At 34.5% G+C, this 26,418-nt stretch carries 18 protein-coding genes; 7 read left to right on the top strand and 11 right to left on the bottom strand.

Annotation, left to right across the window (positions count from 1 at the left end):
* Positions 1-64 precede the first annotated feature (64 nt).
* Both PC_RS01220 and PC_RS01215 read right to left on the bottom strand, forming a co-directional pair.
* Complete coding sequence (locus tag PC_RS01220) at positions 65-4,597, bottom strand: protein translocase subunit SecDF (RefSeq protein ID WP_011174801.1); 4,533 nt, start codon at positions 4,595-4,597, stop codon at positions 65-67.
* 441 nt (positions 4,598-5,038) lie between these two features.
* Positions 5,039-6,580, bottom strand: a complete 1,542-nt coding sequence (locus tag PC_RS01215) for an NTP/NDP exchange transporter (RefSeq protein WP_011174800.1) — start codon at positions 6,578-6,580, stop codon at positions 5,039-5,041.
* Between the two features lie 900 nt (positions 6,581-7,480).
* On the opposite strand from PC_RS01215, the gene recJ reads away from it, so the two are divergent.
* A complete protein-coding gene (gene recJ / locus PC_RS01210) occupies positions 7,481-9,265 on the top strand; it encodes a single-stranded-DNA-specific exonuclease RecJ (protein ID WP_011174799.1) in 1,785 nt (594 codons plus the stop codon).
* A complete protein-coding gene (gene rlmD, locus PC_RS01205) occupies positions 9,262-10,566 on the top strand; it encodes a 23S rRNA (uracil(1939)-C(5))-methyltransferase RlmD (RefSeq protein ID WP_011174798.1) in 1,305 nt (434 codons plus the stop codon). The genes recJ and rlmD overlap by 4 nt, the downstream gene beginning before the upstream one ends.
* A 132-nt stretch (positions 10,567-10,698) precedes the next feature.
* Here the strand turns inward: rlmD and PC_RS01200 are convergent, their stop codons facing one another.
* Positions 10,699-11,118, bottom strand: coding sequence for a helix-turn-helix domain-containing protein (locus tag PC_RS01200; RefSeq protein WP_011174797.1), 420 nt, complete (start codon positions 11,116-11,118; stop codon positions 10,699-10,701).
* Between the two features lie 499 nt (positions 11,119-11,617).
* Between PC_RS01200 and tsp the strand changes: the two genes are divergently transcribed.
* From tsp to PC_RS01175, 5 genes are all read left to right on the top strand, one after another.
* Positions 11,618-13,579 (top strand): tail-specific protease Tsp, encoded by a 1,962-nt coding sequence (tsp, locus tag PC_RS01195; protein WP_011174796.1) that lies wholly within the window; start codon positions 11,618-11,620, stop codon positions 13,577-13,579.
* A gap of 90 nt (positions 13,580-13,669) precedes the next feature.
* On the top strand, positions 13,670-14,035 hold the full coding sequence (locus PC_RS01190; RefSeq protein ID WP_011174795.1) for a hypothetical protein: 366 nt from the start codon (positions 13,670-13,672) through the stop codon (positions 14,033-14,035).
* A gap of 307 nt (positions 14,036-14,342) precedes the next feature.
* Positions 14,343-15,851, top strand: coding sequence for a glutamate--tRNA ligase (gene gltX, locus PC_RS01185; protein ID WP_011174794.1), 1,509 nt, complete (start codon positions 14,343-14,345; stop codon positions 15,849-15,851).
* 73 nt (positions 15,852-15,924) lie between these two features.
* A complete protein-coding gene (locus tag PC_RS01180; RefSeq protein ID WP_011174793.1) occupies positions 15,925-17,070 on the top strand; it encodes a mechanosensitive ion channel family protein in 1,146 nt (381 codons plus the stop codon).
* Positions 17,071-17,174: 104 nt separating this feature from the next.
* On the top strand, positions 17,175-17,708 hold the full coding sequence (locus PC_RS01175) for a CDP-alcohol phosphatidyltransferase family protein (protein ID WP_042280882.1): 534 nt from the start codon (positions 17,175-17,177) through the stop codon (positions 17,706-17,708).
* A gap of 263 nt (positions 17,709-17,971) precedes the next feature.
* On the opposite strand, the gene PC_RS01170 is transcribed toward PC_RS01175, so the two are convergent.
* The 8 genes from PC_RS01170 to tsaE all read right to left on the bottom strand — a co-directional run bounded on the left by PC_RS01170 (position 17,972) and on the right by tsaE (position 26,405).
* A complete protein-coding gene (locus tag PC_RS01170; RefSeq protein ID WP_011174791.1) occupies positions 17,972-19,522 on the bottom strand; it encodes an NTP/NDP exchange transporter in 1,551 nt (516 codons plus the stop codon).
* A gap of 124 nt (positions 19,523-19,646) precedes the next feature.
* Positions 19,647-21,257, bottom strand: coding sequence for an NTP/NDP exchange transporter (locus PC_RS01165; RefSeq protein WP_011174790.1), 1,611 nt, complete (start codon positions 21,255-21,257; stop codon positions 19,647-19,649).
* Positions 21,258-21,778: 521 nt separating this feature from the next.
* A complete protein-coding gene (locus PC_RS01160; protein ID WP_011174789.1) occupies positions 21,779-22,987 on the bottom strand; it encodes a phosphoglycerate kinase in 1,209 nt (402 codons plus the stop codon).
* Between the two features lie 93 nt (positions 22,988-23,080).
* Complete coding sequence (gene pdxT, locus PC_RS01155; RefSeq protein ID WP_011174788.1) at positions 23,081-23,674, bottom strand: pyridoxal 5'-phosphate synthase glutaminase subunit PdxT; 594 nt, start codon at positions 23,672-23,674, stop codon at positions 23,081-23,083.
* Positions 23,675-23,677: 3 nt separating this feature from the next.
* The gene (pdxS, locus tag PC_RS01150) at positions 23,678-24,577 is read right to left on the bottom strand and encodes a pyridoxal 5'-phosphate synthase lyase subunit PdxS (protein ID WP_011174787.1); all 900 of its coding nucleotides are present in this window, start codon (positions 24,575-24,577) and stop codon (positions 23,678-23,680) included.
* A 15-nt stretch (positions 24,578-24,592) separates the two neighbouring features.
* A complete protein-coding gene (locus tag PC_RS01145) occupies positions 24,593-25,342 on the bottom strand; it encodes a putative quorum-sensing-regulated virulence factor (protein ID WP_011174786.1) in 750 nt (249 codons plus the stop codon).
* 5 nt (positions 25,343-25,347) lie between these two features.
* Positions 25,348-25,968: a ribosome biogenesis GTP-binding protein YihA/YsxC gene (gene yihA, locus PC_RS01140; RefSeq protein ID WP_011174785.1), complete on the bottom strand. Its 621-nt coding sequence runs from the start codon at positions 25,966-25,968 to the stop codon at positions 25,348-25,350.
* The gene (gene tsaE, locus PC_RS01135; protein ID WP_011174784.1) at positions 25,965-26,405 is read right to left on the bottom strand and encodes a tRNA (adenosine(37)-N6)-threonylcarbamoyltransferase complex ATPase subunit type 1 TsaE; all 441 of its coding nucleotides are present in this window, start codon (positions 26,403-26,405) and stop codon (positions 25,965-25,967) included. The genes yihA and tsaE overlap by 4 nt, the downstream gene beginning before the upstream one ends.
* Between the last annotated feature and the right edge of the window lie 13 nt (positions 26,406-26,418).

The raw sequence follows: 26,418 nt of genomic DNA, 5'->3' as shown, positions 1-26,418 counted from the left end.
ATTTACAAAGGAATTTAAAAAGAAAAACAAAGAGGCTTTAATAACCTCTTTGTTTTTTAGTACTTTAAGCACGTTTGACAGAAGACTCCGTATGTTGATGCTCTACTTCTTTATTATGGAAGTACAGCATAACCGGGGAAGCAATGAATAGCGAAGATAAAGTTCCTACCAAAACACCTACTGTCATCACTAGTGAAAAGGCAAAAATAGATTGCCCTCCTAATAAAACAAGTGCTAAAAGCACAAGCAAAGTTGTTCCAGATGTCATGATCGTACGACTTAATGTAACATTCAAAGCATGATTAATGATTTCTCTGAATGACAAGCGACGAAGAGTCTTCATATCTTCACGAATTCGATCGAATACAATAATCGTATCATTTAATGAATAGCCGATAATTGTCATAATTGCTCCCACGACCTGTAAATCAATTTGCACAGGAAATCCTATCGCATGGAAAAGTGCTAAAATGCCAAGTGTAATAATCACATCGTGAACGAGCCCAATTACTGCTCCAATTGCGAACTTAAACTCAAATCGGAAAGTAATATAAATTAAGATCGCTATTAATGCTGCGCCAAGTGCAATAATAGCATTATTTCGCATCGTATCAGAAAATTGTCCACTCATGATAGTCCAATTTTTCTGAAGAGTCGTTAACTGAGACTGTTGAACATCTAATCCATGAGATTGAAGCGTTTCAACAACCCAGCTCAAACGAGGATCTTTTTGATAATCAAAAGCATATTTACTATCTGGATTGATTTCAGGCATCTGATAAAAAGGATGCCCTTTTTCATCCATACTCGTTCCTAGTTGAATGCGCAATTGATTAGGTCTGCTTAATTCACGTACTTCGAAATCCCTGCGTGAAGCCCCCTTATCTAAGAAAGCATTGATAGCTTCTAAACGATAATTAGGTTTTTCTGCCTTCTCCGCAACATCTAGTGTTAGAGAGTAACCTCCAGTAAAATCCATTCCAAAAATAGTTTTACGTTCAGAAACAAGAAAATAAGTGCCTATTCCCATCACGATTAGCGAAATCACGATAGCCTTCTTAGCTTGCTTTAAGAAGTCAAAATGTGTTTCTTTCAAGAACTGGGCCATTGATAATTGCTTATGCTCAGGCTTTTTAACCCACCCAGCAAAGAAGTAGCGAGTCATAAACAAGGCTGTAAACATAGAAGAAATAATACCAATGATCAATGTCACAGCAAAGCCCTTAATTGGTCCAGAATCGAACTGAATTAAGATAATAGCTGCAATAATTGTCGTAATATTTGAGTCAATGATAGCACTAAAAGCTTTGCGGTAACCTGCTTGAATTGCGGAAGCAATCCGACCAGTCACTTTAAACTCCTCTCGGATTCTTTCAAAGACAAGAACATTTGCATCAACAGCCATTCCAATTGTTAAAACAATTCCTGCAATTCCAGGTAACGTCAAGGCTGCTCCTAAATTTTGCAATACACCCCACATAATAAAAATATTAAGCAAAACTGCACAAGAAGCAATAAAACCTGCAAAATGATAGTAGCCGATCATAGCTATCACAACTAAAGCTAAAGCGACTAAAGAAGCGACAATCCCTTTGGCTCTTTCTTCACGACCAAGTTCTGGGCTTACATTTTCTTCCGACAAAATACGTGGCGTAAAACTTAAAGAACCAGCTTTTAAATCTGCTGCAAGTTGGGTCACTTCTCGCTGAGAAAAACGACCGCTAATCGTTCCTCCATCACGAAGTGCTGCATTTAATGAAGGAGCTGTAATAATGCTACCATTAAGAATAACAGCCATTCTCCAACCACGCCCGTTAGAATAAACCTCTTTAGGTGTTCCTGCAATTTTATCTTCTGCAAATTGTGAAGTCCAATTAAAAAAATTGTCTCGAGGGCTGCCACTTGCATGCTCACCTGAATCGAAAGAGCGTTTAATTCCAAATGTTAAAATATTTCCTTGTGTTGCATCATAACCCGGTTGGATGTTTTCTAAGTTAGATCCTTCCAAAGCAAAATTATGAAAAACCACTAGTAAAGGATGTGTTTGATTATCCCACTCCGCAGAATCTCCACCTCTAAACATGGCCAGGGTTGAAAGCGACTCATCAAAGGCTTGAGTAACCACGCGATTTTTGGGATTAGCTAAACGCAATCCATTTTCATAAAGAATTTTTGCATGATCCGTTCTTGGACGCATAGTGATAGTAGATTCCTCATCTCCACCTAAATGCTGCCAAGCAATTTCGTTGATGCTTTCTATATCTCTACGATTTGTTACAACGGCTTCGTTCCAAATATCTTGTAAAAACTGATTGACAGCTCCAGCAAGGGCTGTATTTAAAGGCCCAAATTTTTCGTTGACAATATGAAAATACATTGCAGAAGCTTTTACTAATTCAGAAGCGGACAAGTTTTGAGAACCTGGAAAATCTAATAATATATTAGAATTTTCAATTCGAATCGTTCTTTCTGCTACACCCATTTTATTGATACGTGTGTAAAGTTCATTGACGGCTTGTTTGAGATCTTCTGGATTTGTCACAGTTCGACCATTTTGATCTAAAAGACCAATGCGGACTGTTTTCCCACCAGATAAGTCAAGACCCCATTTAAGAACTTTTCGATCATCTCCTCTAAAGAATTTTACTACGCTCAGTTTCAAATTTTCCCAATAAACATTTTTAGTTGGTGCTGGAACTGTGTATTTGCTTGTTAAGTTCAAATCAACTTGAGCAGCATTATAAGATTCTTTCCATTTCAGAAGGTCTTCTTGTATACGATCATCAATTTTGTTGATAGTTAACAAACGTTGCTCTACATCAGAAAAGTCTAAGACAGCAAAACGTTTACTTCCCTTGGCTTGAAAATCTTCGCGAGAAGCTTTTAAAAGAGTGCTATAATAATCATTCAATTCAAAAATATAATCTTTATTAAATTCTTTTGGTAAATTAAAGGCTGAGCCAGGATAACCAATAAAACCCATTTGCTGTAAAAGGGTATTGAGTTGGTTAAAATCTGTAGCTAAAACTTGATTTTCTTCCGCTTCTGGAGCTTCCTGATACTTCTGAACAAGAGCATCCATTCCTTTTGCGATTACATAGATTGATCCAGTTCGGAAGCCTGTAGGCGCTGCAGCTAAATACATAGCAGGAGCATAAACCACAAGACCTAGCTTTTGATCTTCTGATTTCTCTGTTTGATAATCATTATAAGAACGAATCGGATAAACATCTTTAATCAAATCTGCATGGGCTGGAGACCAAGAAAGAATAATTTGATCTGTGACTTGCTGAGCTATTTTATCTGCTAAATAGCCTAAATTGAGAGTCAAATAACTTTGACTATTTGTTAGATTATCAAAATTTATAACAAAACTTTCTTCATTAGGTTTAAATGTTTCATCTGATAAACGGGCAATACGTGCAATATCATTGATTAAATATTGGTTAATTCTGTCTTTGACAAATGCATCTTTTTCAGTTTTTCCTTCTGAAAAATGCAAAGATTGTACATCGTCATACAAATTGACTAACAATAAACCACTTTCCCAGTTAATTGTTAATCCTTTGATAAAAGGATGATAACCCGTTAAATCGACAATTTGCATTTCATGGTTGGAGTTTTGTTTTAACAACTGCTGAATATTTTCATTTGTTAAAGGCTCTTTCCCTTTTCGAAATTCTTCGTTTTCACGCATAATCGTAACAGCTGAATCCAGCGCTTGAATTTGATTATTTGAAACTGCTAGATTTTGTGCAGCTTCAGCTGAAAAATCTCCATATAAACTAGCTTGCTTTTCTTTAATTTTTTTACTAAGTGTTTCCATCTTAGCAATAAATTTAGTATTTAATCCTTCACGTTCTTTAGAGGATAGTTGAGAAAATGTTTCGTAGTAACGTTTTGTAATCGGATTATTTTTTCCTAAAATATTATCTACATCAACAATTTCTTTTGCTAATGTGATAATTATTTCGTCATAACTAGGATCATTACCTACTTCACTAGTTGTTGCAAACATTTGCAAAGCGGTTTTACTAGGTCCTGCAATTGCTAGAGCGACTTGAGTCACTCGATCATCAATAACTTCACGGTAAAGATCTGCGATTTGGTGATCATGACTATACTTTGGAGTAAATTGAAATAACTTATCCATGTCGCTCGCATCTAATCGAACAGCAACGTTACGTCGAACCAACACTTGAGTAGGATCGACATTAGCTGTGATAGAACTTAGCTCAAGCTGATTAGGTACAAATGGAATTAACGCTCCAGCTCTTGGTAAAAATCGCTTAAATAACTCAGCATCTTGTTCATTTTTAAATGAAATTTGAAATAATCCATTATTTGTTGTAACTAAATCAATAGAGATTGGTTTAATTCCTAATAAACGACAAAAAGAATATAACCATTCTTTTGAATCCACTTCTGTTTGATTCACTCTTTCCACAATCCCGGATGCAACGTGCTGTGCACGCGGAGCATCAATCGAAGATTTCAGAGGTTTCGAGTAAAAAAATAAGGTGGGGAGAATGTTATAAAGCGTAATTGCCAAGACGGCAACAATCAAATAGAATTGCCAACGCTTCTGTTTTTCCATATTTTCATGATTCCTTCTATGATTGTGAATTTCCTTTTGAAATCTATGAAAGCCTCGCCTAAATGAGGTTTTCAACTCTAACTCAAAATGAAATTAACTGTGAATGAATGTGGGACATCAAAAAGCGCCTTTACAAAGTGAAGGCTCTCTAAGACAAAGGAAAAGCATAACAAATCATTATGCATTCTGTCTACATAAAACCAATTTCATTAAACACGGATTTTACCTATAAAATGGCGAATGGAACACTGAGAGATTTAATCCATGATCTTTGCTCAATTCAAAATAGAGAATTTCGAAAATGAATTAACGATCAAGAAATAATAAACTGTTCTGGCCTATTAAAAATTTCTTACATTCTCTGAATTTAAAATAGAAAATAAAAAACCCTCCTTTTTTATAAAGGAGGGTATGAACAAGCATATTTTTAAGACATCAAATTTAGCTAGTAGCTATTTCCGATGTTTTATCAATATTTTTCTCAATATTCTGCTCAGCAGTCAATTGAGTAAATTGTTTGCTTAATGAACGGGCAGCCACAATCCAGGCAGCAATAATAACCATCAAAATCGCGCCAATATAAGGTGTAATAGTTGCTAACGTTCCAAATGCAAGTAATCCCATTTGAATAATAGATCCGCCAGATTTTCCTAAACGAGCTCCTACTACGTCAACTGCGGCTTTACCTTTTACTTTAGATTCATCATCTAAAGGAATATAAGCCATTTCTTTTGTTGGATCAAATAAAGAGTATTTAGCAGATTTGCTCATAATATTTTGAGCCGCACCAAAGATGACAGCTAAGAATAGTGGAGTAGTTCCTAAGGCAGCAATATATCCAGCTAGGTGATCTTTAAAAATCACGAATGAGAAAAAAGCAATCCCGGTGACTAATAAAACAACTGGAGTAATTAAAGCTGCAAATCCCCAACCTTTATGACGAATTACGTTACCACCAACGAATAACATCATCAAAATTGTGACGGCACCCGTCATTGTTGAGAACCATCCCATGAACGTGCTGTAATCATTTGGATTAGGATATTGAAGTTTCACCTGGCTCTTCCATGTAATTTCTACTAAGTTAATAGAAATACCGTAAGCAATAACCAATATCGCCAAACAAAGGATATACTTAGAGGTAAAGAGGAATTTGAAGCTTTCTCCAAGAGACATTTTAGCTTTTTTCTTTTTACCAGGAGCTTTTTCTTGATTTAAATCATAAAAACGTGGATCTGTTAAAACTGCACGATTAATCCACCAATAGATAGCTAAAATTGCTAATCCGGCAATGACGACCATACCCATTAAATAATTTAAAGAAATTTGCCATGCATCAACATTTGCAGGTAAATGCTTGCGAATATCTGATACATATACAATAGCAGGACCTGAAACTAAAAGTGCCAAATTAGCACCCAAACCGAAAAGGCTATAAAAACGTTTAGCTTCATTTACACGGGTAATTTGGTTAGCAAATCCCCAAAAAAGAAGAGATAATACAACGCTTCCCCAAAGTTCAGCTAAAATGTAAAAAATCGAATACATCCAGTTTTCATATGCCGCCGCAAGCCCGGTCCAACCGCCAGGTAAATAAGCTTTTAAAGCTTCAGCAGAAGCATGAGGCATTAAAACTTCTCTAGCTGGATACATGACAAAAGCAAATAAGCCGAAGAAAATGATAAAAGGTAAAAGCGTAACGTAAAATAAATTTTCTCTGCTTAGCGTATTGCTAAGCTTGGCATAAATGATCATAAAAAGGATAGCTGCAGGGACAACACCAAAAGACTTCAAAAATGGAATGGCTTCCGCACCTGCAGAGGTCACGATTAAAGTGTCTTTTGTATCTCTTAAAATTGTGTAATTGAAAGAAATAAAAAAGAACATAAAAAACATTGGAAGAAGTTTTTTAAGTTCATAACCGTGTACAGGCCAAAAGAATGCCCTCCACTTACCAAAGTCTTGTTTCGCATCTTGCGACATAGTAAAACCTCGAACTAGTTTATTGTTTGCAAATTTTTGATAATAAATTGTGAGTTTTCATAATTTTGTGTAAAAACATTACTAATGTATTCAGGATTATCAAGCCATTTATCTAAAAAAGCAAGAAAAAACTACAAACAACCTCCTTACGTATTAAAAACATTAATTGTATGGAAAATTATCTTTAATACATTGAGATAGATTAAATTATATTAAAAAAAATTTAGCTCTTATGAGAATGAAAGCTAAATTCAGTAACAGAATCATTTTTTATATCGAATTTGTGTTTCGCCCTATTTATTGATGATGAGAACTCAACGATCAAGTCATGAATAATTTTTCAAGTAATTTTTTTTAATATTCAATTACAATCTTTTAAATTTTTTTTATAAGTCATTTTTAAAATGGCAATTAATTGAATTTAGAATTTTTCGTTGTACCGTGTCGTTCTGGCAGATTAGCTAAAATTCCAGATCGAAAGGGAGCATTTTACTTGGATTTTTCAAATACTTTTTAAACCTAACTTCGTGAATTATTTTTCTCCTGCTTTAAAACGATTAACAATAAAAATAGATTAGCGGTCCATCCTTGTTTGACAACTTTTAGTCGATTTCATGTTAAATGATTTCACTTGACAAGGGAGTTTTGAAAGCTACAATGTTGAAACAGAGATCAACAGTTCATTGACAAATCTAGCTTTAGTCTTATAAATTAAAGCAAAACTAAACCTTGATGCCGCATCTCTCAGGCAGGTTAAAAAATTACTGATTTAATCTATTTATCTTTTAGACTATTGTATAGAAAATGATTTAGATGAACGAACGAGATAAGTTATATACATGTGTATTAGCCAAACTCTAACGAAAAACACTCGATTTATAGAAACGGAGCTAGATTTTAATGCATTTCACAACAAATGTCCAAGAGGATCCAATATGGGTTTATCCCCCAATGGACGAAGCATTAAAAGAAAGCATTGTTAAAGAATTTAAACTTCACCCTGTTATAGCACAAATTTTGGTTTCCAGAGGATTTACTTCTTTTCAACAAATTCACGATTATTTATATGCTAAATTACCAGAATTGCACGATCCTTTTTTAATGGCAGAAATGCCTCAAGCGGTTGAACGAGTTTGTCGTGCTATCCGTGATCATGAAAACATTCTTATCTATGGCGATAATGATGTTGATGGAATGACTGGAACTACTTTGTTGACCGAATTTCTACAAGATTTAGGCGCAAATGTTTTCTTCTATGTATCCAATAGAGGAGCGCTTCGACAAAGTTTAATCGTCGAAGCTTTAGAATATGCTCTCATTAATAATTGCAAATTACTTATTACTGTAGATTGCGGTATCACCGCTGCTGTGGAAATAGCTAAAGTAGCTGCACAAAACGTCGATGTGATTATCACTGATCACCACGAACCGACAGATAAAATTCCTCATTGTGTAGCGACTCTAAACCCAAAACTTGTTAACAACCCTTATCCGAATCGAGATTTAACAGGAGTTGGCGTCGCTTTTAAACTAGCTCACGGAATCACTAATCAACTGACATCTGAAGGAAAAATTCCTCCTTCTAAGATTGATTTGAAAAAATATTTAGACTTGGTAGCATTAGGAACTATCTCTGATATGGGTTCATTGCTTGACACAGAAAATAGAATCTTAGTTCGCTATGGTCTTCGTCAGTTGCGTAAAGGCAAACGAATGGGTCTAGCAAAACTTTTTTCTATTTGTGATGTCGATCTCAATGATTTAAATACATTTACCATAGCCTCAAAAATTGCACCTCGTTTAAACAGTTTAGGACGTATTGCTGACCCTCGTAAAGGTGTCCAAATGTTACTTGTAAAAAATGCTGATTTAGCAGAAAAGATGGCATTAGAGCTAGACCTTAATAATATCGAAAGGCAAAAAATTGAAAGAACAATGTCTTCCGATGTAGATAGTACTATCCAACAAATACCTGCTATTTTATCTAACAAAGCAATTGTAATGGTTTCTGATAAATGGCATCCAGGTGTCATTGCCATACTATCGACACGAATTTCAAAACAATACAACAGACCGACTGTGATGATTGCTATCGATAAAGGAATTGGAAAAGGTTCTATTCGCTCTATCCGCGAATTCCCCCTTCTACCAACTTTAAAAGAATGTTCAGATATTTTGATCAATTTCGGTGGACATGATTTCGCTGCAGGATTAACTATTAAAGAAGAGCATGTTGAACAATTTAAAAATCATTTTATTGCTTCGGCTAATAAAAAGCTTGCTGATACAGATGTTATGAGTAAACTTTATCTTGATGCAGAAATTAAATTTAGTGAACTAACTTTTGATTTTATTGAATCAGCAAGGCTGTTAGAGCCATATGGAAATGAAAATCCTCAACCCATTTTGTATTGCGACGCTTGGCAGACCTGGCCCCCAAAGATTGTTGGTAAAACGCATTTGAAGCTTTATTTAGAACAAGGAGATAGAGTTCTGGAAGGTGTTGCACTTGGAAAAGCAACTTATAGCCAACAACTAAGGAAAAAGAATTTAAAACTGCGCATTGCTTTTACCCCTCAAATTAACAAATCCAGTATTCAATTACTCATTCGTGATTTCAAAGTTTTAGAAGAAGTGCCTACCACTTTTACTGAATTGGAACCCACTCAATATCAAAATTTATGACCCATCTATTGACTATTCATACTCAAGTTGAGGGAGAAATTACAGCGCTTGCTTTTGGAGGTGCAGGAATTTTAAGATATCATGGATTTGTAATTTTTGTTCCTTTTACTGCTCCTGGCGATCAAATTATTTGTCGTATCATCGAAATAAAAAAATCTTTTGCAGTAGCAGAACTTGTCAAACTCAAACAACCTAGCTCTTTAAGAGTTCAGCCCCCTTGTCCATATTTTGGGAAGTGTGGAGGTTGCCAACTTCAGCATTTAAACGAACAAACACAATTAAACTATAAACTTACTGCCATCACTGACACTCTTAAACGAATTGGTCATCTTAAAGTACCTTCTGTTGAAATGAATACTGCTCAATTGAATTGGGCTTACAGGCGACATATTACCCTTCATTTAAAATCCTTTAATCAAAGTTTTCAAGCAGGTTATATAGCAACAGATCATTTTTCTCTTATTTCAATCGATACATGTCCTATTTTTAATAACCTTCATGACCCTATCATTAGCATATTACAAAAATTTATTAGTACTTTGCCTAATCCCAATCAGCAAGATGGCCGATTGACATTGTTAAAAAACCAAAATTCTCAATATATTTTATCATTTCAATTTTGTTCATTGAATGAACTTAATCGAATTCTGTTTCAAGAGGCTTTAGAAAAATATCCTATTTTTTCGGGTATTCTAGTAACTTCTCCCAAGAAACAGTGGATAATAGGTAACCCCTACTCTGAACAAAAAATTGAAAATTTAATTTTTCGGTTTACTCCTCAAGCCTTCATACAAAATCATCCTGAACAAAGCCTTTATATTTATAAAAAAATTTGTTCGTTAACGATACAACTAAAATCAAAAAAAATTTTAGATCTTTACTGTGGGTTTGGAATTACCTCTTTACTCCTTGCTAGTCAAGGACATTTCGTAACTGGCATTGAATATAATTCTGACGCCATTCGATTTGCGAAAGAAAATAGCAAGTTGAACCATTTGCCTCATGTCGAATTTCTCGAAGGAGATGTAGAAAAAATTTTACCTATTTGTTTAAAGTCTCAAAAATGTGTAGATTTAGTTATTGTCAATCCTCCAAGAATTGGCTTATCTAAATCAGTAATCAAAATATTAATGAGTGCCTTACCTGAAGACATGATTTACATCTCTTGTATGCCCTCTACTTTAGCTCGTGATTTGTCTATTTTGTGCGAAGATTTATATGAAATTCACGAGTGTACTGCGTATGATATGTTTCCACAAACTAGCCATGTCGAAACACTTGTTCATCTTAAAAAAGTATAACCTCTCAATTTTTTAAAAAAAAGAATTGAAAGGTTATAAAGTTGTTGCTCAATCAATGCATTTAGATTTTTTGAAGAAGAATGACTTAACTCAGCAATAATTCATTGCCGGCTGCTTAGAAGCTAGCTGAAATCAGCTAGCTTGACGACGATTTTTTTTCTGCATGAATTTTTCTTGATATTCTTTCATACTATCAGAATGAATAACCCATGCAGCCCCTTTTCGCTCTGCTTTCAGCAAACCAATACGAGTCGCGTAATAAATTTTTTGTGCAGGGACACTTAACAATTCCGCTACTTGATTAACAGAATAATATCCTTTTAGATTATCAAATAATAATTCACCGTTAAAAGTAGATTTCGTTCTAGAATATTTTTGACGACGGTAATCTTCTAAATCTTCTAAGCTAATTGTCCAACGAGTTGTCTCTTTAGTAGCTTTTAATTTATTTAATTTAATGGCAACATAAATAGCTTGTCTTGTTACTTTATTTAATTTAGCAGCTTCTGTAATTGAAACTACTTTTTTATCATCAGTTTTATTCTGAGACATAATATTACCTCCACAATATATTAAATATGTAATTTCCTTTTTTTTTAATAAATTTATAATTTATTTAAGGAAAAATAATCTTTACATAGTAAAGAATTTAAATCAATGATTTTAAATTATTTTTGAATCTTTTTAAATTTAATTTTAAACAAATATAAACAGATAATTAATTAATAGATTAATAAAATGAGTATAATTATGGGAATAAACGATTTTTAACAGCCAGAAATCTTAATTGGAAAACGCTCTTAATATACAAAAAGTTTTATTATTAATCAATTTATTTTTTTATTTATCTGACTCAAAAGAGGTTAGTAATAGCAAAAAAAGAAATAAGCATGAAAAATTTAAGTTCTCTCTAAAAGGATAAATTCAAATTATTGAATTTATCCTGGCTATTTTCTACAAGAATAATCATCCAAAACTCGCCTAATAATAAGTTTTTGGTTATGATTAAAACTTTATCTCCGGCTTATCTTAAAAGATTGAGGAAATTTTAATGTACAAATTTTTAATTTGTTTAATTTGTTTAACAACTTTTGTTTTGGAAGCCAAATCACCTGATTTGAGTCCTAAGGAAGTCACGTTTAAAGCAAACGAAATTATGAAAGCTCATGCTTCGCAAAAACAACTTTCCCCCACTCTTACTCGTCGAATTTTAAATAACTATTTAGAAAATTTAGATCCTAATAAAACTTACTTCATTGAATCAGATATTTATGAATGGACTCATCCAACAGATGAACTCCTCACAAACATTATTGATGATTACAATAACAGTAATTTTTCTACTTTTGAAAGTATTCATACTGCTCTAATTAAAGCTATTTTAAAACGCCGTCAACTAGAAAATAAAATAGACTATCAAAGCTTGCCTAAAAATGTTCGAGCAGAAGAATTTAAAGATATTCCATGGGTTCAGACTGAAGAAGAGCTTATTGAACGTTTAAAACGCATACGAGCTTTACAAATTGAAACTGCAGCAAAATTAAACGATCATATGAAGGAAAATGCTCTTCAAAGAATCGGCAAACGACAAGCAAAATACGAAGAAGAGGCATTAAATCCAAAAGAACAAGAAAAGCAACCTTTAATCTTATCTAACGTTTTAAAAGCCACAGCATCTGCTTTAGACGCCCATACAGCTTATTTTACACCTGGTGAGGCTGCACAATTTATGATTAATGTTCAACAGCGTTTATTCGGAATTGGCGCTCAATTGCGTGATGACATTAATGGATTTACTGTAATAAAAATTATTGAGGGTGGCCCCGCAGCCTTAGGTAAAGAACTTAAATTAAAAGATCGCATTGTTGCAGTCAATGGGGAACCTGTTGTCGGAATGGATATTACAGACGCAGTTGATTTAATTCGAGGGGAAGAACATACTCCCGTTATTTTGACAGTCATTCGAGAAACGACAAGTACTGCCGGTGAAAAAACTGAAGAAAAATTGGATGTGACTATTTTAAGAGGAGAGGTTATTTTAAAAGAAAGTCGTTTCAAAAGTTCTTACGAACCTTATGGAAATGGGATAATCGGTTATTTAAAATTATACTCTTTCTATCAGGATCGAGATAGTTCATCCGCAACAGATTTGGAAGAAGAAATTAACAAACTTAAAAAGAATCAAAACATGTTTGGTCTTATCCTTGATTTAAGGTATAATTCAGGAGGCCTTTTATCTCAAGCTGTTGCCGTAACAAGTTTATTTATTACTAAAGGGATTGTAGTCTCCATTAAAGATGAAAACGGGAAAATTCAACATTTAAGAGACTTAGATGGAACATCAACTTGGGATGGCCCACTCATTATTTTGGTGAATCGCATGAGTGCTTCAGCCTCAGAAATTGTGGCGCAAACACTACAAGACTACGGTAGAGCAATCATTGTTGGAGATGACCATACATATGGAAAGGGATCGTATCAAACATTCACTTTGACAACAACCGAACACGAACAAGTCAATCCCCAAGGGGAATATAAAGTCACAAGAGGGCGTTATTATACCGTTTCTGGTAAAACCCCCCAATTATCAGGTGTATTATCTGACATTCCTATACCAGGTGTATTATCAGAGTCAGAAATTGGAGAGAAGTACACCAAATATCCTCTTGAAAACGATCACATCAAAGCAAATTTTGATGATGATCTTTCGGATGTTCCCTTTTTACAGCGAGATAAAATTCGTAAGTTGTATAAATTTGGTCTTCAAGAGAAGTTAGACACTTATCATCCATATTTTGAAGTATTAAAAAAGAATTCTTCCAAACGCTTAGAAAATGACCCTAATTATCAAAATATGCTTAAAGAAATAAGAAAGAAGGAAAATAGTGATATAGAAAGCATGGAAGACTTTGGTCAAAATGATTTACAATTAGAAGAAGCTTATAAAATCATGAAAGACTTATTAATTATGATGCAAGAAAAAGGAATTCCTCTTATTTCTTCAAAATTATAGGAAAGTTCTTTTTAAATATAGAAACTTAATAAGATTGCAAAAAAACAAAATCGTTTATAAACATTTTATTCATTACTAAAAAGATATTTTATGCGCGTTAACAAAATTTTTGGAAATACTTTTATCATTCTTGAATTAGTTGAAAAAACCTTGAATGTTGCAGGCTACATTCCAGGCATAGGAACAGTCTCTGCTTATGTCAGAGGTGGGCTGGCGAGTATTGAAGCCGTATCAGGAATAGGTCTAACAATTATTGGATTTATTGCAAACTCTCAAGGTAATCCAGCCAGTTCTATTTATTTAACTACGGGTATCACTTTTATTGGGCATGCGCTTTTAAATGGTTTTCGCGCTTCATTTGAAAATCAGCCTTTCATTCCACTTGTCACAACCTTACCTTATGATATTGGCTCTTACTTATTGTTAGGACGTCGAGTTTTTCCATATTTGAAATAATTTTTCAGACGTTTTACACATAAGATCAATACTGAATCCATGACCAGCATTAACCCAACCTCGTTAAATTAAACAATAATGTTAATTTTTTATAGGTTGAAGCTCATTAGGTAAATATTGCGGATAAATTTTCCTAATCAAAAAAAATAAATAAAGCATGTTTTTTTAGTCTTTTAGATTTAAAAGATATCGTTTTCTCCTTATTATATTTGTAAAAAGAATTGTTAAATACAAATTCACCCACTATTTATTAAACCTTCTTATTTAGAAGGGTCACTACAGATTTTAAAGAAAAGGCCTTAGTTTTATGTCAGTTCGCGTGCGCATTGCGCCTTCTCCAACAGGTGATCCCCACGTTGGAACAGCCTATATGGCTTTGTTTAATATGATTTTTGCACGTCATTACAATGGAACATTTATTCTTCGTATTGAAGATACAGATCGGGCTCGTAGCCGACCAGAATATGAAGAAAATATTTATTCAGCCCTCAAATGGGCAAATATCCAATGGGATGAAGGCCCTGATATTGGGGGTGCTTATGGTCCTTACCGACAATCAGAAAGATTTGATATTTATAAACAATATGCTGAAGAACTTTTATCTAAAGGGAAAGCCTATAAATGTTTTTGCACTGCTGCTGAACTTGATGAAATGAGAGAATTGAGCGCTAAACAGGGTGGAAGACAAGGTTATGATAGACGTTGCAGACACCTGACTCCTGATGAGATAATTGAGAGAGAGCAAGCCGAGCTTTCGTATGTTATTCGTTTAAAAGTCCCTTTAAACGGTGAATGTGTTTATGAAGATGCGATTAAAAAACGAATGACCTTTCCTTGGGCTGATATAGACGATCAAGTTCTTCTCAAATCAGATGGTTTTCCCACCTACCACCTGGCAAACGTTGTCGATGATTATCTTATGAAAATTTCTCATGTGATTCGAGGCGATGAATGGATGAGTTCTACTCCAAAGCACATCTTGCTATATGAATCCTTTGGATGGACTCCTCCAACGTTCTTGCATATGCCTCTTTTATTAGGTAAAGATGGTAAAAAATTGTCTAAACGAAAAAATCCGACTTCCATTTTTTTTTATAGAGATAGCGGTTATTTATCCGAAGCTTTCATCAATTTCTTAACATTGATGGGCTATAGTATGACTGGCGATCAAGAAATTTATAGCTTAGATGACATTATACGAGAATTTGATTACAAGCGGATTGGCGTCTCCGGAGCTATTTTTGATGTGCAGAAGTTAGACTGGGTGAACCAACAGTACCTCATTAAAAATATTCCTGTTGAGCAACTTTGGGATAGGATCAAAGAATGGAGCTTTAACGATGAATTTATGCAACGCCTAATGCCTCTTTGCCATTCTCGCATTAAAACTTTTGGCGATTTTATGGATCTGTTTAACTTTTTATTCATCAATCATCTTCATTATAATGATGCGATATTTGTCGTTAAAGATCTATCTAAAGAACAAATTTGCTACTTGATTCAATCTTTAATTTGGCGTTTGGATGAATTAGAAAATTGGAACGGAACAGGTGTTAATCAAGCTTCCAGAGAGATTGCAGAAATATTTGGAGTCAATCATAAGAAAATTGTCATGCCAATTCTCTTTGCTAGTTTGATGAGTAAAACACAAGGTCCTCCTCTCTTTGATTCCGTCAACCTTTTAGGGAAAGATCGTACACGTGCGCGACTGCTTAAAGCGATGGAATATTTAGGAGGAATTTCAAATAAAAAAATGGCCAGCCTCAAAAAGGCCTGGCAAGAAAAAAGCGGTCAACCGCTCATGATCAAGGATTAAAAATTCTTTTAATTAATGCTGGATGAATGAGATTTAATTCAGCATTGATTTATGCAAGTATAGGAGAGATAAAATGGATATGACTGCACATGCTTTTTCTTTTTTTCAAGTGTCTTCTCAAGTCTTAGAAGGCTCCTATGGACTATTTTTACAGATCTTAAGTATTGTTCTTTTTTTACTATTTTTTAATTTTCTTATTAAAGTTGGTTTAACTAAATTAAAAAAACGTTTTTTAAGTCAAAATAAAATTTGGTCTTCTAGTTTTGTTTCAGCGATAGAAAAACCCCTTAATTATTATGCTTGGTTTGTTGCTTGTATTTGCGCTCTTGACGCAGCAATCAATCGATTTTTAGAACATCATCTTTTTAATGTACATGTCATTCTAAATCTAGGGGCAGTTTTAGCCATCGGTTGGTTTCTCTTAAGATGGAATAATAAAGTTTTACAAGACATGCTGAGTATGAGCTACCAGCACCGCATTAATCTTACTCCTGCTAAATTAGATTTGATTAGTAAGCTAGCGACTATTGTTATTATTTTTTTAACAGTTTTTCTAGCCATGGATGTTACGGGTCGCGACATGCAAACGGTGATTGCATTTGGAGGAATTGGTGGTTTAGCCATTGCTTTTGCGTCGCAACAAGCCATTGCAAATTTTTTTGGCGGAGTCATGGTCTATCTCACACAACCTTTTAGCATCGGAGAACTCATTAATATTCCTGAAAAAAAAATTGAAGGACATGTGGAAGAAATTGGTTGGTACATGACACGTATTCGGAATCTAGACAAACGACCTATTTATGTTCCCAATTCAGTTTTTACACAAACGATTGTCATTACTCCTTCTCGAATGAGTCATGAACGTTTTTTTCATACAATTGGATTGCGCTATAGTGATATCGATTCTATTAAACAAATAGTTGCTGATATCAAATTAATGCTTCTTAAGCATCCACAGGTAGATCATGAACAAAGAGTAGATGTTTATTTTGTAAGCTTTGGAGATTTTGCTTTAAATATTAGTATTTCTGCTTATATTCATTTAGGCCAGGCAGATTTCCCCAGTATTCGGCAGGATATTTTATTAAAAATTGCCGACCTTATTCGAAGTCACGGAGCCTCTATTGCTATCTCTCCACAAACTATTCAGATAGCATCCGGAATGCAATTGATTCCTAATGTGGAACCATCAAAACCATCATTATCCACTTCTTCTTAATCAACACGTACAACAAGTGAGAACTTTAGTAGTAGTAGCTATAAACAGCCAAAAAAGTTACAATTAGTCTTATATATACTCAACCACTTAATTTTTTTAATTTTATGCTAATTTTTACACCATCAAATGTTCTGTCTTTTTTAAGAGGGCCACTCGCACTGGCATTTATTGTTGATCATCCTTTTTATAGAAGTTTAGTAATCATTTTAGCCATGTTAACAGATAGCTTAGATGGATATCTTGCTCGTCGATTTCGAATGACAAGCCAGATTGGAGCTTTCTTAGACCCTTTGATGGATAAGATATTTGTTTTTACAGTTGCTCTTATATTTATGTATGAAGGGAGATTGGAGACTTGGGAAGCCTTGACCTTAATTTCGCGAGACTTCGCTGTATTATTGTTTGGGCTTTATCTAGCTATTAAAGGAAATTGGGCATTTCGATTTCGCTCTATCTGGTCTGGTAAAGTGACAACAGCTTTACAATTTTTTGTTTTATTAGCCTTAACGTTTCACTATACGATTCCTCACTTCGTATTTTATTCTTTCATTTTGCTAGGTTTTGTAGCTCTATGTGAACTATACATCGTTGAAAAAAAAGAATTAAAGATTAAAATCGCCCGTCCTATGTCCCTATAAACTAAATTAAACCAACAATTCAATTTAACATGGATAAATTCTCTTACGCACTATAAAAGTATTAAATAAATTAGCTTTTTCGAATTGCAAAAATCAAAAAGAGCAGAATAGCAATTTTCATTTATGTATAATCGAAGATTTACTTACAACAAACCTCCAATTAAATGATATTTGAAAATAAACTCATATATATAGGGATATATATATATCCACCCTTAACGCTTGTTTTTTAGTAAAATTTGCTGCACCAAAACATGATATTATTAAGATGCAGCTTTTAAGGGATGTAAAACTTGCTCTTCACTCGTTCTTGGAGTAGATTCACCAATATCTTCTCGAGCCTTTTCCCCAATAATAGCAGCAAATTGCTTACCTAATGAACGTACGCAGAGCATCCAAACAATGATAACGCCAATTAAGATCACAGCTACATAAGGAGCGCTGGAGCTAACAGTTGCAAAAATCATCAATAAACTTTGATGAATTAAGGAACCGCCCGATTTACCAAGACGAGAACCCACACCATCAATCGCAGCTTTTCCTTTCAATTTACTTTCATAATCCAGAGGGATAAAAGCCATTTCTTTTGTAGAATCAAAAACAGAATACTTACAGGCTTTACTCATGCAGACTTGAGCTGCACCAAAAAAGACGGCTATAGTTAAAGGTGTCGTTCCTGTTAATATATAAACAGGATCAGCCAAATCATTTCGAAATAGCATAAAAGCAAAAAATCCCACACTTGTGACAAGCATAATAGTCGGTGTTACTAGAGCTGTCCGTGTCCATCCAAACCGAGTAATCATTGTAGACATAAATAAGGATGTGATTGTGGCAATAATTCCGACTGCTGATGTCATGTTATTCATATAGCGATTATAATCAAGGGCTGACGAATAAAGTTGGCGAAGCTGGTCTTTCCATACAATTTCAACTAAGTTAATGACAAGATTATAAGAAATAACTAAAACTGCAATACAAATAAGATATTTAGAATTAGCGAGATAGGTAAAACTTTCTCGGATCGATAATCTTTTTTTCATTTTTTGAATGCGTTTTGCTTCATGGAATTCTTGGAATTCTGGGCCATTGAGTACATTTTTATTCATCCAACGAAAAATAACCATGGCTATCGTTCCACTTACAATTACAGCAACCATGAGAATATTTAAAGTCTGTTCCCAACTTTGATCATTAGAAAGAAGATTGGCTATGATTCCTGCTATCGTCGCGGCAAAACTTGCAATGACACCAAGCATACTATAAAAACGACGAGCTTCAGTCATTTTTGTGATTTCATTCGCAAATCCCCAAAAAAGGACAGTTAAAACAATACTGCCCCAAAGTTCACAAATTACATAAAACAAAGTAAATGACCAATTACGGAACATGGCAATTAATCCTTTAAATCCCGCTGGTAAAATCGTTTCTAAGTAATCGCATAGTTGATGAGGATGTAGTACGTCACGTAAAGGATAAAAAATATAAGTAAACGAACCAAAAAATAGCAAAAATGTAGAAATGACAATATAAAAAACTTTTTCTTGGCTAAAACGGTTAGACAACTTAGTAAAAATTAAAGTAAATAAGACTGCCGTGGGTAACAGCACCCATACTTTAATAAATGGAATAACTTCAGCCCCTGAAGCCTTAGCAGTCACAACAATAGCATCTTTAACATTGCGTAAAATACTATAGTTGAAACAAATCAAAAATAGCATCAACATCATCGGCAGCACTTTTTTGACTTCATGGCCGTGAATAGGCCAAAAAAATGCCCTCAATTTACCAAACTCTGATTCTTGTTGAGACATTTTAAACCTTTTGTTATAAAATAGTATATTATATTTTTTATTAATTCTCAACTATTTATTTAATTAATAAAAAAATAAAAAGCACATTAATAATAAATACTACTAATGTGCTTTGATTTTAAAATTATACAGCTTTCTGTTCTTTCAAAATTGTGTCTGAAAGAATATTAACAGCTCGAATAGGAGTCATCAATGTCCCAGAAGTTTCATTGTTTTCTACCTGACTTGTCAATTCATTAAATTGTTTACCTAAAACGCGAATTGCCATTGCCCAGACTAGAATTACGGCGAACAAGACGATAGCTACATAAGGGGCACTTGCATTAATTGTAGAAAACAAAAGTAGAAGGCTCTGATGAACCACAGATCCACCCGATTTTCCGAGGCGAGAACAAACTCCATCAATCGCCGCTTTTCCAACGAGTTTGGATTCAGGATTTAAAGGAACAAAACTCATTTCTTTAGTGGCATCAAATACAGAGTATTTAGCTCCTCGACTCAATATGTTTTGAGCAGTTCCAAAGAAAACCACTAAAACCAAAGGAGTTACTCCGGAAAAAGATAAGAAAATTTCGGGAGATGCCTTTTTAAGGAAGAAAAAGGAGAAAAAGCCCAAACTTGTTACAGCTAAAATGATAGGTGTAATTAAAGCAGTAGTGGTCCACCCAAATTTGCGAATCGCATTTCCTGATACGAAAAGGGAACTTAAGGTCGCTACTACCCCAATAATGGATACGATATGATTCATATATAAAGTATAATCATTAGGATCAGGATATAGCTCTCGGACTTGATGTTTCCATAAAACTTCTGTGAGGTTAATAACTAGGTTATAAGAAATAACAATAAGAGCAATACAAAGTAAGTAATTAGAGCGAAGAAGATAGGAAAAGCTTTGCTTTAGAGAAAGCTTACCTTTAGCTTCTCCTTCTGTTTTAACCGAAGAAGGATCATAAAAACGTTTATCGGTTAAGACTTCTACATTCATCCAACGAAATAAAGCTAAAACTAAAGCACCCGATAATAAAATTAAAGAAACCATCATCACTAATGATTGATACCATGGATCACTACCAAGGATTCCCAAATCGTTCTGCTTATTAAATTGACAACAGTACACAGAAGCTTGTCCTGCGAAAATACCCGAAAGATTAGCACCTACCCCAAACAGACCGTAAAATCTTTTTGCCTCACTAATTTTAGTCACTTGATTAGCAAAACCCCAAAATAAGACAAATAAAACAGTACTTCCCCAAAGTTCTGACATCACATAGAAAATAGTAAAAGTCCAGTAACGAAACATCGCAACTAGCCCTTTAAATCCAATCGGTAAAATTGTTTCAAGATAGTCAGCAGTTGCGTGAGGATGGATAATATCTCGAATAGGATAGAGAATAAAAGTGAAAATAAAAAAATAAGATAAAAAAAGAGAAGTGATAAGGTAAAAAACGATTTCTCTTGACAGGCGATTAGACAACCAAGTGAACAAAAGGGTCATTAAAATAGCTCCAGGGAACATAGCCCAAACCTTTACAAAAGGAATGACCTCAGCACCTGAAGATTTTGCAGTTATAAGTAGTGAGTCTTTTAAAGTACGTAATATGTTGTAATCAAAAGAAATAAAAAAGAATATTAACAACATTGGGATGAGTTTTTTAAGCTCATAGCGATGAACGGGCCAAAGATTGCTCCGCCATGGACTAAATTCACGGGACCCTGTTGGTGTCTGTGACATGCTAACCTTTTCTTATGATTAAGATCGGCAACTTTTTATCCTTAAGTTTCACAAATAAGGATACTCGCAAGCTTCTAACCTTTCAGTTTATTTACAGGTTAGATTCTAAATTTTCTCTTTACCTCATTTTTAGCTAAATGAAAAACCTTAGATCTAACTTTATACAGTTTTAAGCCTATTTTATCAAGCCATTTCTGATTTGCATAAAACCGTTATTTATCAATAAATTAACTTGATATAAATTATATTATTTAATAATAATAAAAACAAATTATTTATTAAACTATATTTAATTTTTGCATTAAAAATAAAAAAAATCGAAAATAAAGAAAGGGAAAATGATTTTAATGATCATTAAGAGATTTGTACAGGATAATAAAAAATAAGGAGTTTGGAAGAACTGGACAACTGGTCGTAATAGAAAGGATAGCTATATCACACCGAGAGTTAAAAATTAAACTTCTTAGCAGTGTTATATTTTTTTGACTAGCTGTAGTTCAAATAAATTCGAACTCTAAGATTTATTTATCTGATAGAGCTTCAATCCCAGGTAATTGCCCAAATTCTATATATTCTAAAGAGGCACCCCCTCCAGTTGAAAGATGGTTTATTTGTTTAGAAACCCCAGCTTGTTCTATAGCAGCTAAGGAATCCCCTCCCCCAACAATAGTAATCGCGTTGACAACAGCAAGAGTTTGAGCAATAGTTTGAGTCCCTTTAGAAAAAGCAGGAACTTCAAATACTCCTAAAGGGCCGTTCCAAAAAATCGTAGCTGCTCTGTTCAATTCTTCTTGATAAAGTTTAATAGTGTCTGGCCCAATATCTACCCCTTGATACCCATCAGGAATTCCTTCTTTAACTGAAATAATTCTCGTTTCAGTGAAGGATTCATCCATTTTTTTAGCAATGACCAAGTCTATGGGTAGTAAAAGGCGGCAGCGAGACTGTGTCTCAACACCTAACAATTCACGAGCGACAGCAACGAATTCGCTTTCGTAAAGCGAATCCCCAATAGGTATTCCTTCAGATTTGAAAAAAGTGAAAGCCATCGCTCCCCCTATTAATAAAACATCTGCTTTAGACTGTAAAGCTTCGATGACTTTAAACTTTGTGGAAATTTTTGCACCTCCTAACACTGCACAAAAAGGACGTTTAGGATTCGTTAAAGCACAACCTAGATAAGAAATTTCCTTTTCAAGTAACAAACCCGCTGCTGCACGATTGGGAAAAAATTTTGCAATTTTTGTTGTCGAAGCATGAGCACGATGAGCAGTTCCAAAAGCATCATTGATATAAACATCTCCCAACTCTGACAAAGCACTTGTAAAATTAGGTTCATCATCAGGCCTTTCTTCGCCTTTGTGAAAACGTAAATTTTCAAGCAATAAAACTTCTCCTGATTTTAGCTGACGAACCATCTGTTCAACGTCTAATCCACAACAATCTGCAGCCATTTTTACAGGCTTATTTAATAATTCTGATAAACGTTTAGCACAAGGAGCCAACGAAAATTTAGAATCAAACAAACCTTTAGGACGACCGAGATGGCTCATCAAAATAACGGCTCCTTCTTGATCTAAAACATATTGAATTGTGGGAAGAGAGGCTTGAATACGACTATCATCTGTAATCAAACCTTTTTCTAAAGGGACGTTAAAATCGACACGAATTAAGGCTTTCTTGTCTTTCAAATTTAAATCGCGAATCGATAATTTATCCTTCACCCTCACCCTCCTTAATTCATTTATGAAATGAGTTAATAACTTAAACGAAAAGTTCTGTCAAGTTTCTTATTAACAGACAAAAGACTAATGAAGAAAGTTCTATTTCTTATGATTTTCTAAGTTTTCTTTGACCATTTCAAGAAAATAAAGATGAATAGAAGGGTTGACTGTTAACTCCGGATGAAACGATGCTCCTAAATGATGCCCTTGCCGAACCAAAATAGGCTCCCCTTCATAAGAAGCAAGAATTTGCACGGGAGTTTCACTTGTTCGAATACGTGGAGCTCGAATAAAAAAAGCAGGAAAACATATTTCGTCTCCTGGTTTTAAATAAACAGACACATCCACTTGAAAAGAATCGACTTGCCGCCCAAACGCATTTCGTTCGACAGCAATATGTAACAGTCCAAGCGGCATCATTGCAGAATTTTGAACGTGAGAAGACATTAAAATAAGGCCAGCACAAGTTCCAAAAACAGGTTTATGGATCGCAAAATGAACTAATAGCTCTTTAAGATTTGTTGTTTCAAGTTGTCGCATCATCACAGTAGATTCCCCACCAGGAATAATAAGAGCATCACAAAAATCTAACTCATTTCGAGTTTTAACTTGGATCGTTTCTATACCAAGAGAATGAAGCATTTCTTGATGTTTAAAGAAATCTCCCTGTAATGCTAATATACCTATCAGCATGCTCTACCAACCTCTTTGAGCCATCAAATCTTCTCGTTTAAGTTGTCTAATATCAATCCCTTTCATCGCATCAAGAAGATCCATCGAAAATTGAGCTAATTTTTCAGGATTTTGAAAAAATGTGGTGGCCCCGACTATTGCACGAGCTCTTTTTGCAGGATCTTCTGATTTAAAAATTCCCGATCCTACAAAAACAGATTGTGCCCCTAATTGCATCATCAAAGCAGCATCTGCTGGAGTGGCAATTCCACCTGCAGCGAAATTAGGCACAGGGAGCACACCAGATTTTGCAACCATTTGGACTAAATGAAAGGGGGCACCTAATCGTTTAGCTTCTGCCATGAGTTCCGAAGAATCCATCAGCATTAAATGCCTGATTTCTCGATTAATGGCCCGCATATGTCGAACAGCTTCGACAACATTTCCTGTGCCGGCTTCCCCTTTCGTTCGAATCATTGCAGCCCCTTCACCAATTCTTCTTAAAGCTTCCCCTAAATCTCGACAACCACAAACAAAGGGAACTTTAAAAATATGTTTATCGATATGGTTTTCTTCATCAGCAGGCGTTAAAACTTCGCTTTCATCAATAAAATCAACTTGTAATGACTCTAAAATTTGTGCTTCTACAAAATGTCCAATTCGACATTTAGCCATAACAGGTATCGAAACTGTTTCTTGAATTTTCTGGATAAGTTCAGGATTTGACATGCGGGCGATTCCGCCCTGAACACGAATATCAGACGGAATTCTTTCTAAAGCCATAACGGCAACCGCCCCAGCATCCTCTGCAATTTTAGCTTGCTCTGAGTTCGTGACATCCATGATCACTCCTCCTTTCAACATCTCTGCCAAGGCAACTTTAATTTCAAATGATCCTTTTTCAGTTTGATTAAATTGTCCCATGTCTACCCCTATGCATTAAAGTTTTAAGAAAGGATTACTGGATTGATTAAACTGATTTCCATGTTTACGTCTTTTTAACTCGGTTCGTACAGAAAAAAGCAAATCTTGATCAAAATCTTTATTGCAAACCCATTGTAAATATTGCAAGGGAATTTCTTTAAGAAGCCGTCCTTTATGTTTACCAAGAGGCATTGTGTTCATCAAAATTGGCTTTGATAAAACTTCAAAAAGTTGTTCTGTAGTTCGATAACGCTTCGATAAATGTTTAAATACTTCTTTATTGACAATTACGTCACTCATGGCACGATGAGCTCCTTCAAGCGGAATATTAAAGTGCTTGCGTAAATATTCAAGAGAATTAACAGGGCTTTCTCCATAAAGTCGGGCCATTCTTAAAGTATCTAAAAATCGATTTTTTCTGATTTTGCAAGGGATGCCATGCCTTTCCGCTGCAACTGCCAGAATTTCAATATCAAATCCTACACCATGACCAATAATAATATGATCGCTAATCAATTCTAAAATTTGCGGTAGAACATGATTAATTGTCGGTTTATCTTTTACCATATCTTGAGTAATATGATGAATAGCTATAGACGTTTCAGGTATCGGACATTCAGGATTAATAAGGCTTTCCATTTGTGCATAAACTTGGTTCCCGTCAAAACACATGACAGCTACTTCAATAATACGATCTTGTTGAGGATCTAAACCAGTTGTTTCACAATCAATGCAAATAAATTTATTTTTTTCTATATCGGGCATAGTCTCTATTCTTGTTTATCTTCATCATTCAAAGCATCTTGAATCATTATCATGAGCTCTTTTCTACCCCGATTTTTAGGGACTGAATAATAAAGGTGGTGTAAATTCATTAAACTTAGCGTATCTAAGATTTTTGTCGTATTGAGCCTTAATTCTTTCTGATTAACTTTATCAATTTTCGTTAAAACTAATATAAGAGCTTTCTCGTGATAAAGAACCCACTCTAAAAATTGAATGTCTTCTTCATTAGGAATGCGTCTAATATCCAACAAAAATAAAATAAGTTTTAAACTTTCCCGACTTTCCAAATAGGAGCGAACCATGGGTCCCCATTCTTTTCTAACAGAAGGAGGCACTTTAGCATAGCCATAACCGGGCAAATCAGCGAAAGCAATCTGATCATTTAAGCTAAAAAAATTTAAAGCTTGCGTTTTACCAGGTGTGGCAGAAGTTTTCACTAGATGCTTAGCTTCAAATAAATGATTGAGTAGGCTAGATTTTCCTACATTTGATCTTCCTACAACTGCGACTTCGGGAAGAATATCACCAGACGGAGAACGGATTATAGGATAATCTTTATTCAAAATAGCAGTTTTAATAAACTTAGCCTGAACCGCCTTTTTCATTTTGTATCCTTCTCAATAATCTTAATTTCTCTGCGGTTCTCTGTTTGATGAGTTAATATCACAAATAAGCAATTAGGAGGGAGTATCGAATGAATTCGTTCAGACCATTCCACACAACAAATTCCGCCAGATTCAAAATATTCATCAAATCCCATGCTCAGAAACTCATCTACATCTTTCAAGCGATATAAATCAAAGTGGTAAACAATTTGCTTTCCCTCATAAATGTGAAGATAAGAAAAAGTTGGACTTTGCACAATATTTGGATCAAGTTGAGATGCTCCTGCAACCAAACCTTTAATAAAAGTTGTTTTGCCAGCAGCTAGATCACCAAAAAAACAGATGACAGAGTTGGCGGGCAATGTTAAACCAAAATTAAATCCAACTTCTTGTGTTTCTTCAGCAGAATTTGAATAATAGTGTATTAATGTAGACATAGAGCATCACAAA

The organism is Candidatus Protochlamydia amoebophila UWE25 (assembly GCF_000011565.2).
In the GTDB taxonomy this organism is placed as follows: domain Bacteria; phylum Chlamydiota; class Chlamydiia; order Chlamydiales; family Parachlamydiaceae; genus Protochlamydia; species Protochlamydia amoebophila.
Note: the sequence above shows the minus strand (reverse complement) of the source record. Positions and strands in the feature narration are given on the sequence as shown.

What these genes read in the sequence shown, in the direction of transcription:
- PC_RS01220 (WP_011174801.1), bottom strand. Translation starts at nt 4,597, where the DNA reads ATGGAAAAACAGAAGCGTTGGCAATTCTATTTGATTGTTGCCGTCTTG.
- PC_RS01215 (WP_011174800.1), bottom strand. Translation starts at nt 6,580, where the DNA reads ATGTCGCAAGATGCGAAACAAGACTTTGGTAAGTGGAGGGCATTCTTT.
- recJ (WP_011174799.1), top strand. Translation starts at nt 7,481, where the DNA reads ATGCATTTCACAACAAATGTCCAAGAGGATCCAATATGGGTTTATCCC.
- rlmD (WP_011174798.1), top strand. Translation starts at nt 9,262, where the DNA reads ATGACCCATCTATTGACTATTCATACTCAAGTTGAGGGAGAAATTACA.
- PC_RS01200 (WP_011174797.1), bottom strand. Translation starts at nt 11,118, where the DNA reads ATGTCTCAGAATAAAACTGATGATAAAAAAGTAGTTTCAATTACAGAA.
- tsp (WP_011174796.1), top strand. Translation starts at nt 11,618, where the DNA reads ATGTACAAATTTTTAATTTGTTTAATTTGTTTAACAACTTTTGTTTTG.
- PC_RS01190 (WP_011174795.1), top strand. Translation starts at nt 13,670, where the DNA reads ATGCGCGTTAACAAAATTTTTGGAAATACTTTTATCATTCTTGAATTA.
- gltX (WP_011174794.1), top strand. Translation starts at nt 14,343, where the DNA reads ATGTCAGTTCGCGTGCGCATTGCGCCTTCTCCAACAGGTGATCCCCAC.
- PC_RS01180 (WP_011174793.1), top strand. Translation starts at nt 15,925, where the DNA reads ATGGATATGACTGCACATGCTTTTTCTTTTTTTCAAGTGTCTTCTCAA.
- PC_RS01175 (WP_042280882.1), top strand. Translation starts at nt 17,175, where the DNA reads ATGCTAATTTTTACACCATCAAATGTTCTGTCTTTTTTAAGAGGGCCA.
- PC_RS01170 (WP_011174791.1), bottom strand. Translation starts at nt 19,522, where the DNA reads ATGTCTCAACAAGAATCAGAGTTTGGTAAATTGAGGGCATTTTTTTGG.
- PC_RS01165 (WP_011174790.1), bottom strand. Translation starts at nt 21,257, where the DNA reads ATGTCACAGACACCAACAGGGTCCCGTGAATTTAGTCCATGGCGGAGC.
- pdxT (WP_011174788.1), bottom strand. Translation starts at nt 23,674, where the DNA reads ATGCTGATAGGTATATTAGCATTACAGGGAGATTTCTTTAAACATCAA.
- pdxS (WP_011174787.1), bottom strand. Translation starts at nt 24,577, where the DNA reads ATGGGACAATTTAATCAAACTGAAAAAGGATCATTTGAAATTAAAGTT.
- PC_RS01145 (WP_011174786.1), bottom strand. Translation starts at nt 25,342, where the DNA reads ATGCCCGATATAGAAAAAAATAAATTTATTTGCATTGATTGTGAAACA.
- yihA (WP_011174785.1), bottom strand. Translation starts at nt 25,968, where the DNA reads ATGAAAAAGGCGGTTCAGGCTAAGTTTATTAAAACTGCTATTTTGAAT.
- tsaE (WP_011174784.1), bottom strand. Translation starts at nt 26,405, where the DNA reads ATGTCTACATTAATACACTATTATTCAAATTCTGCTGAAGAAACACAA.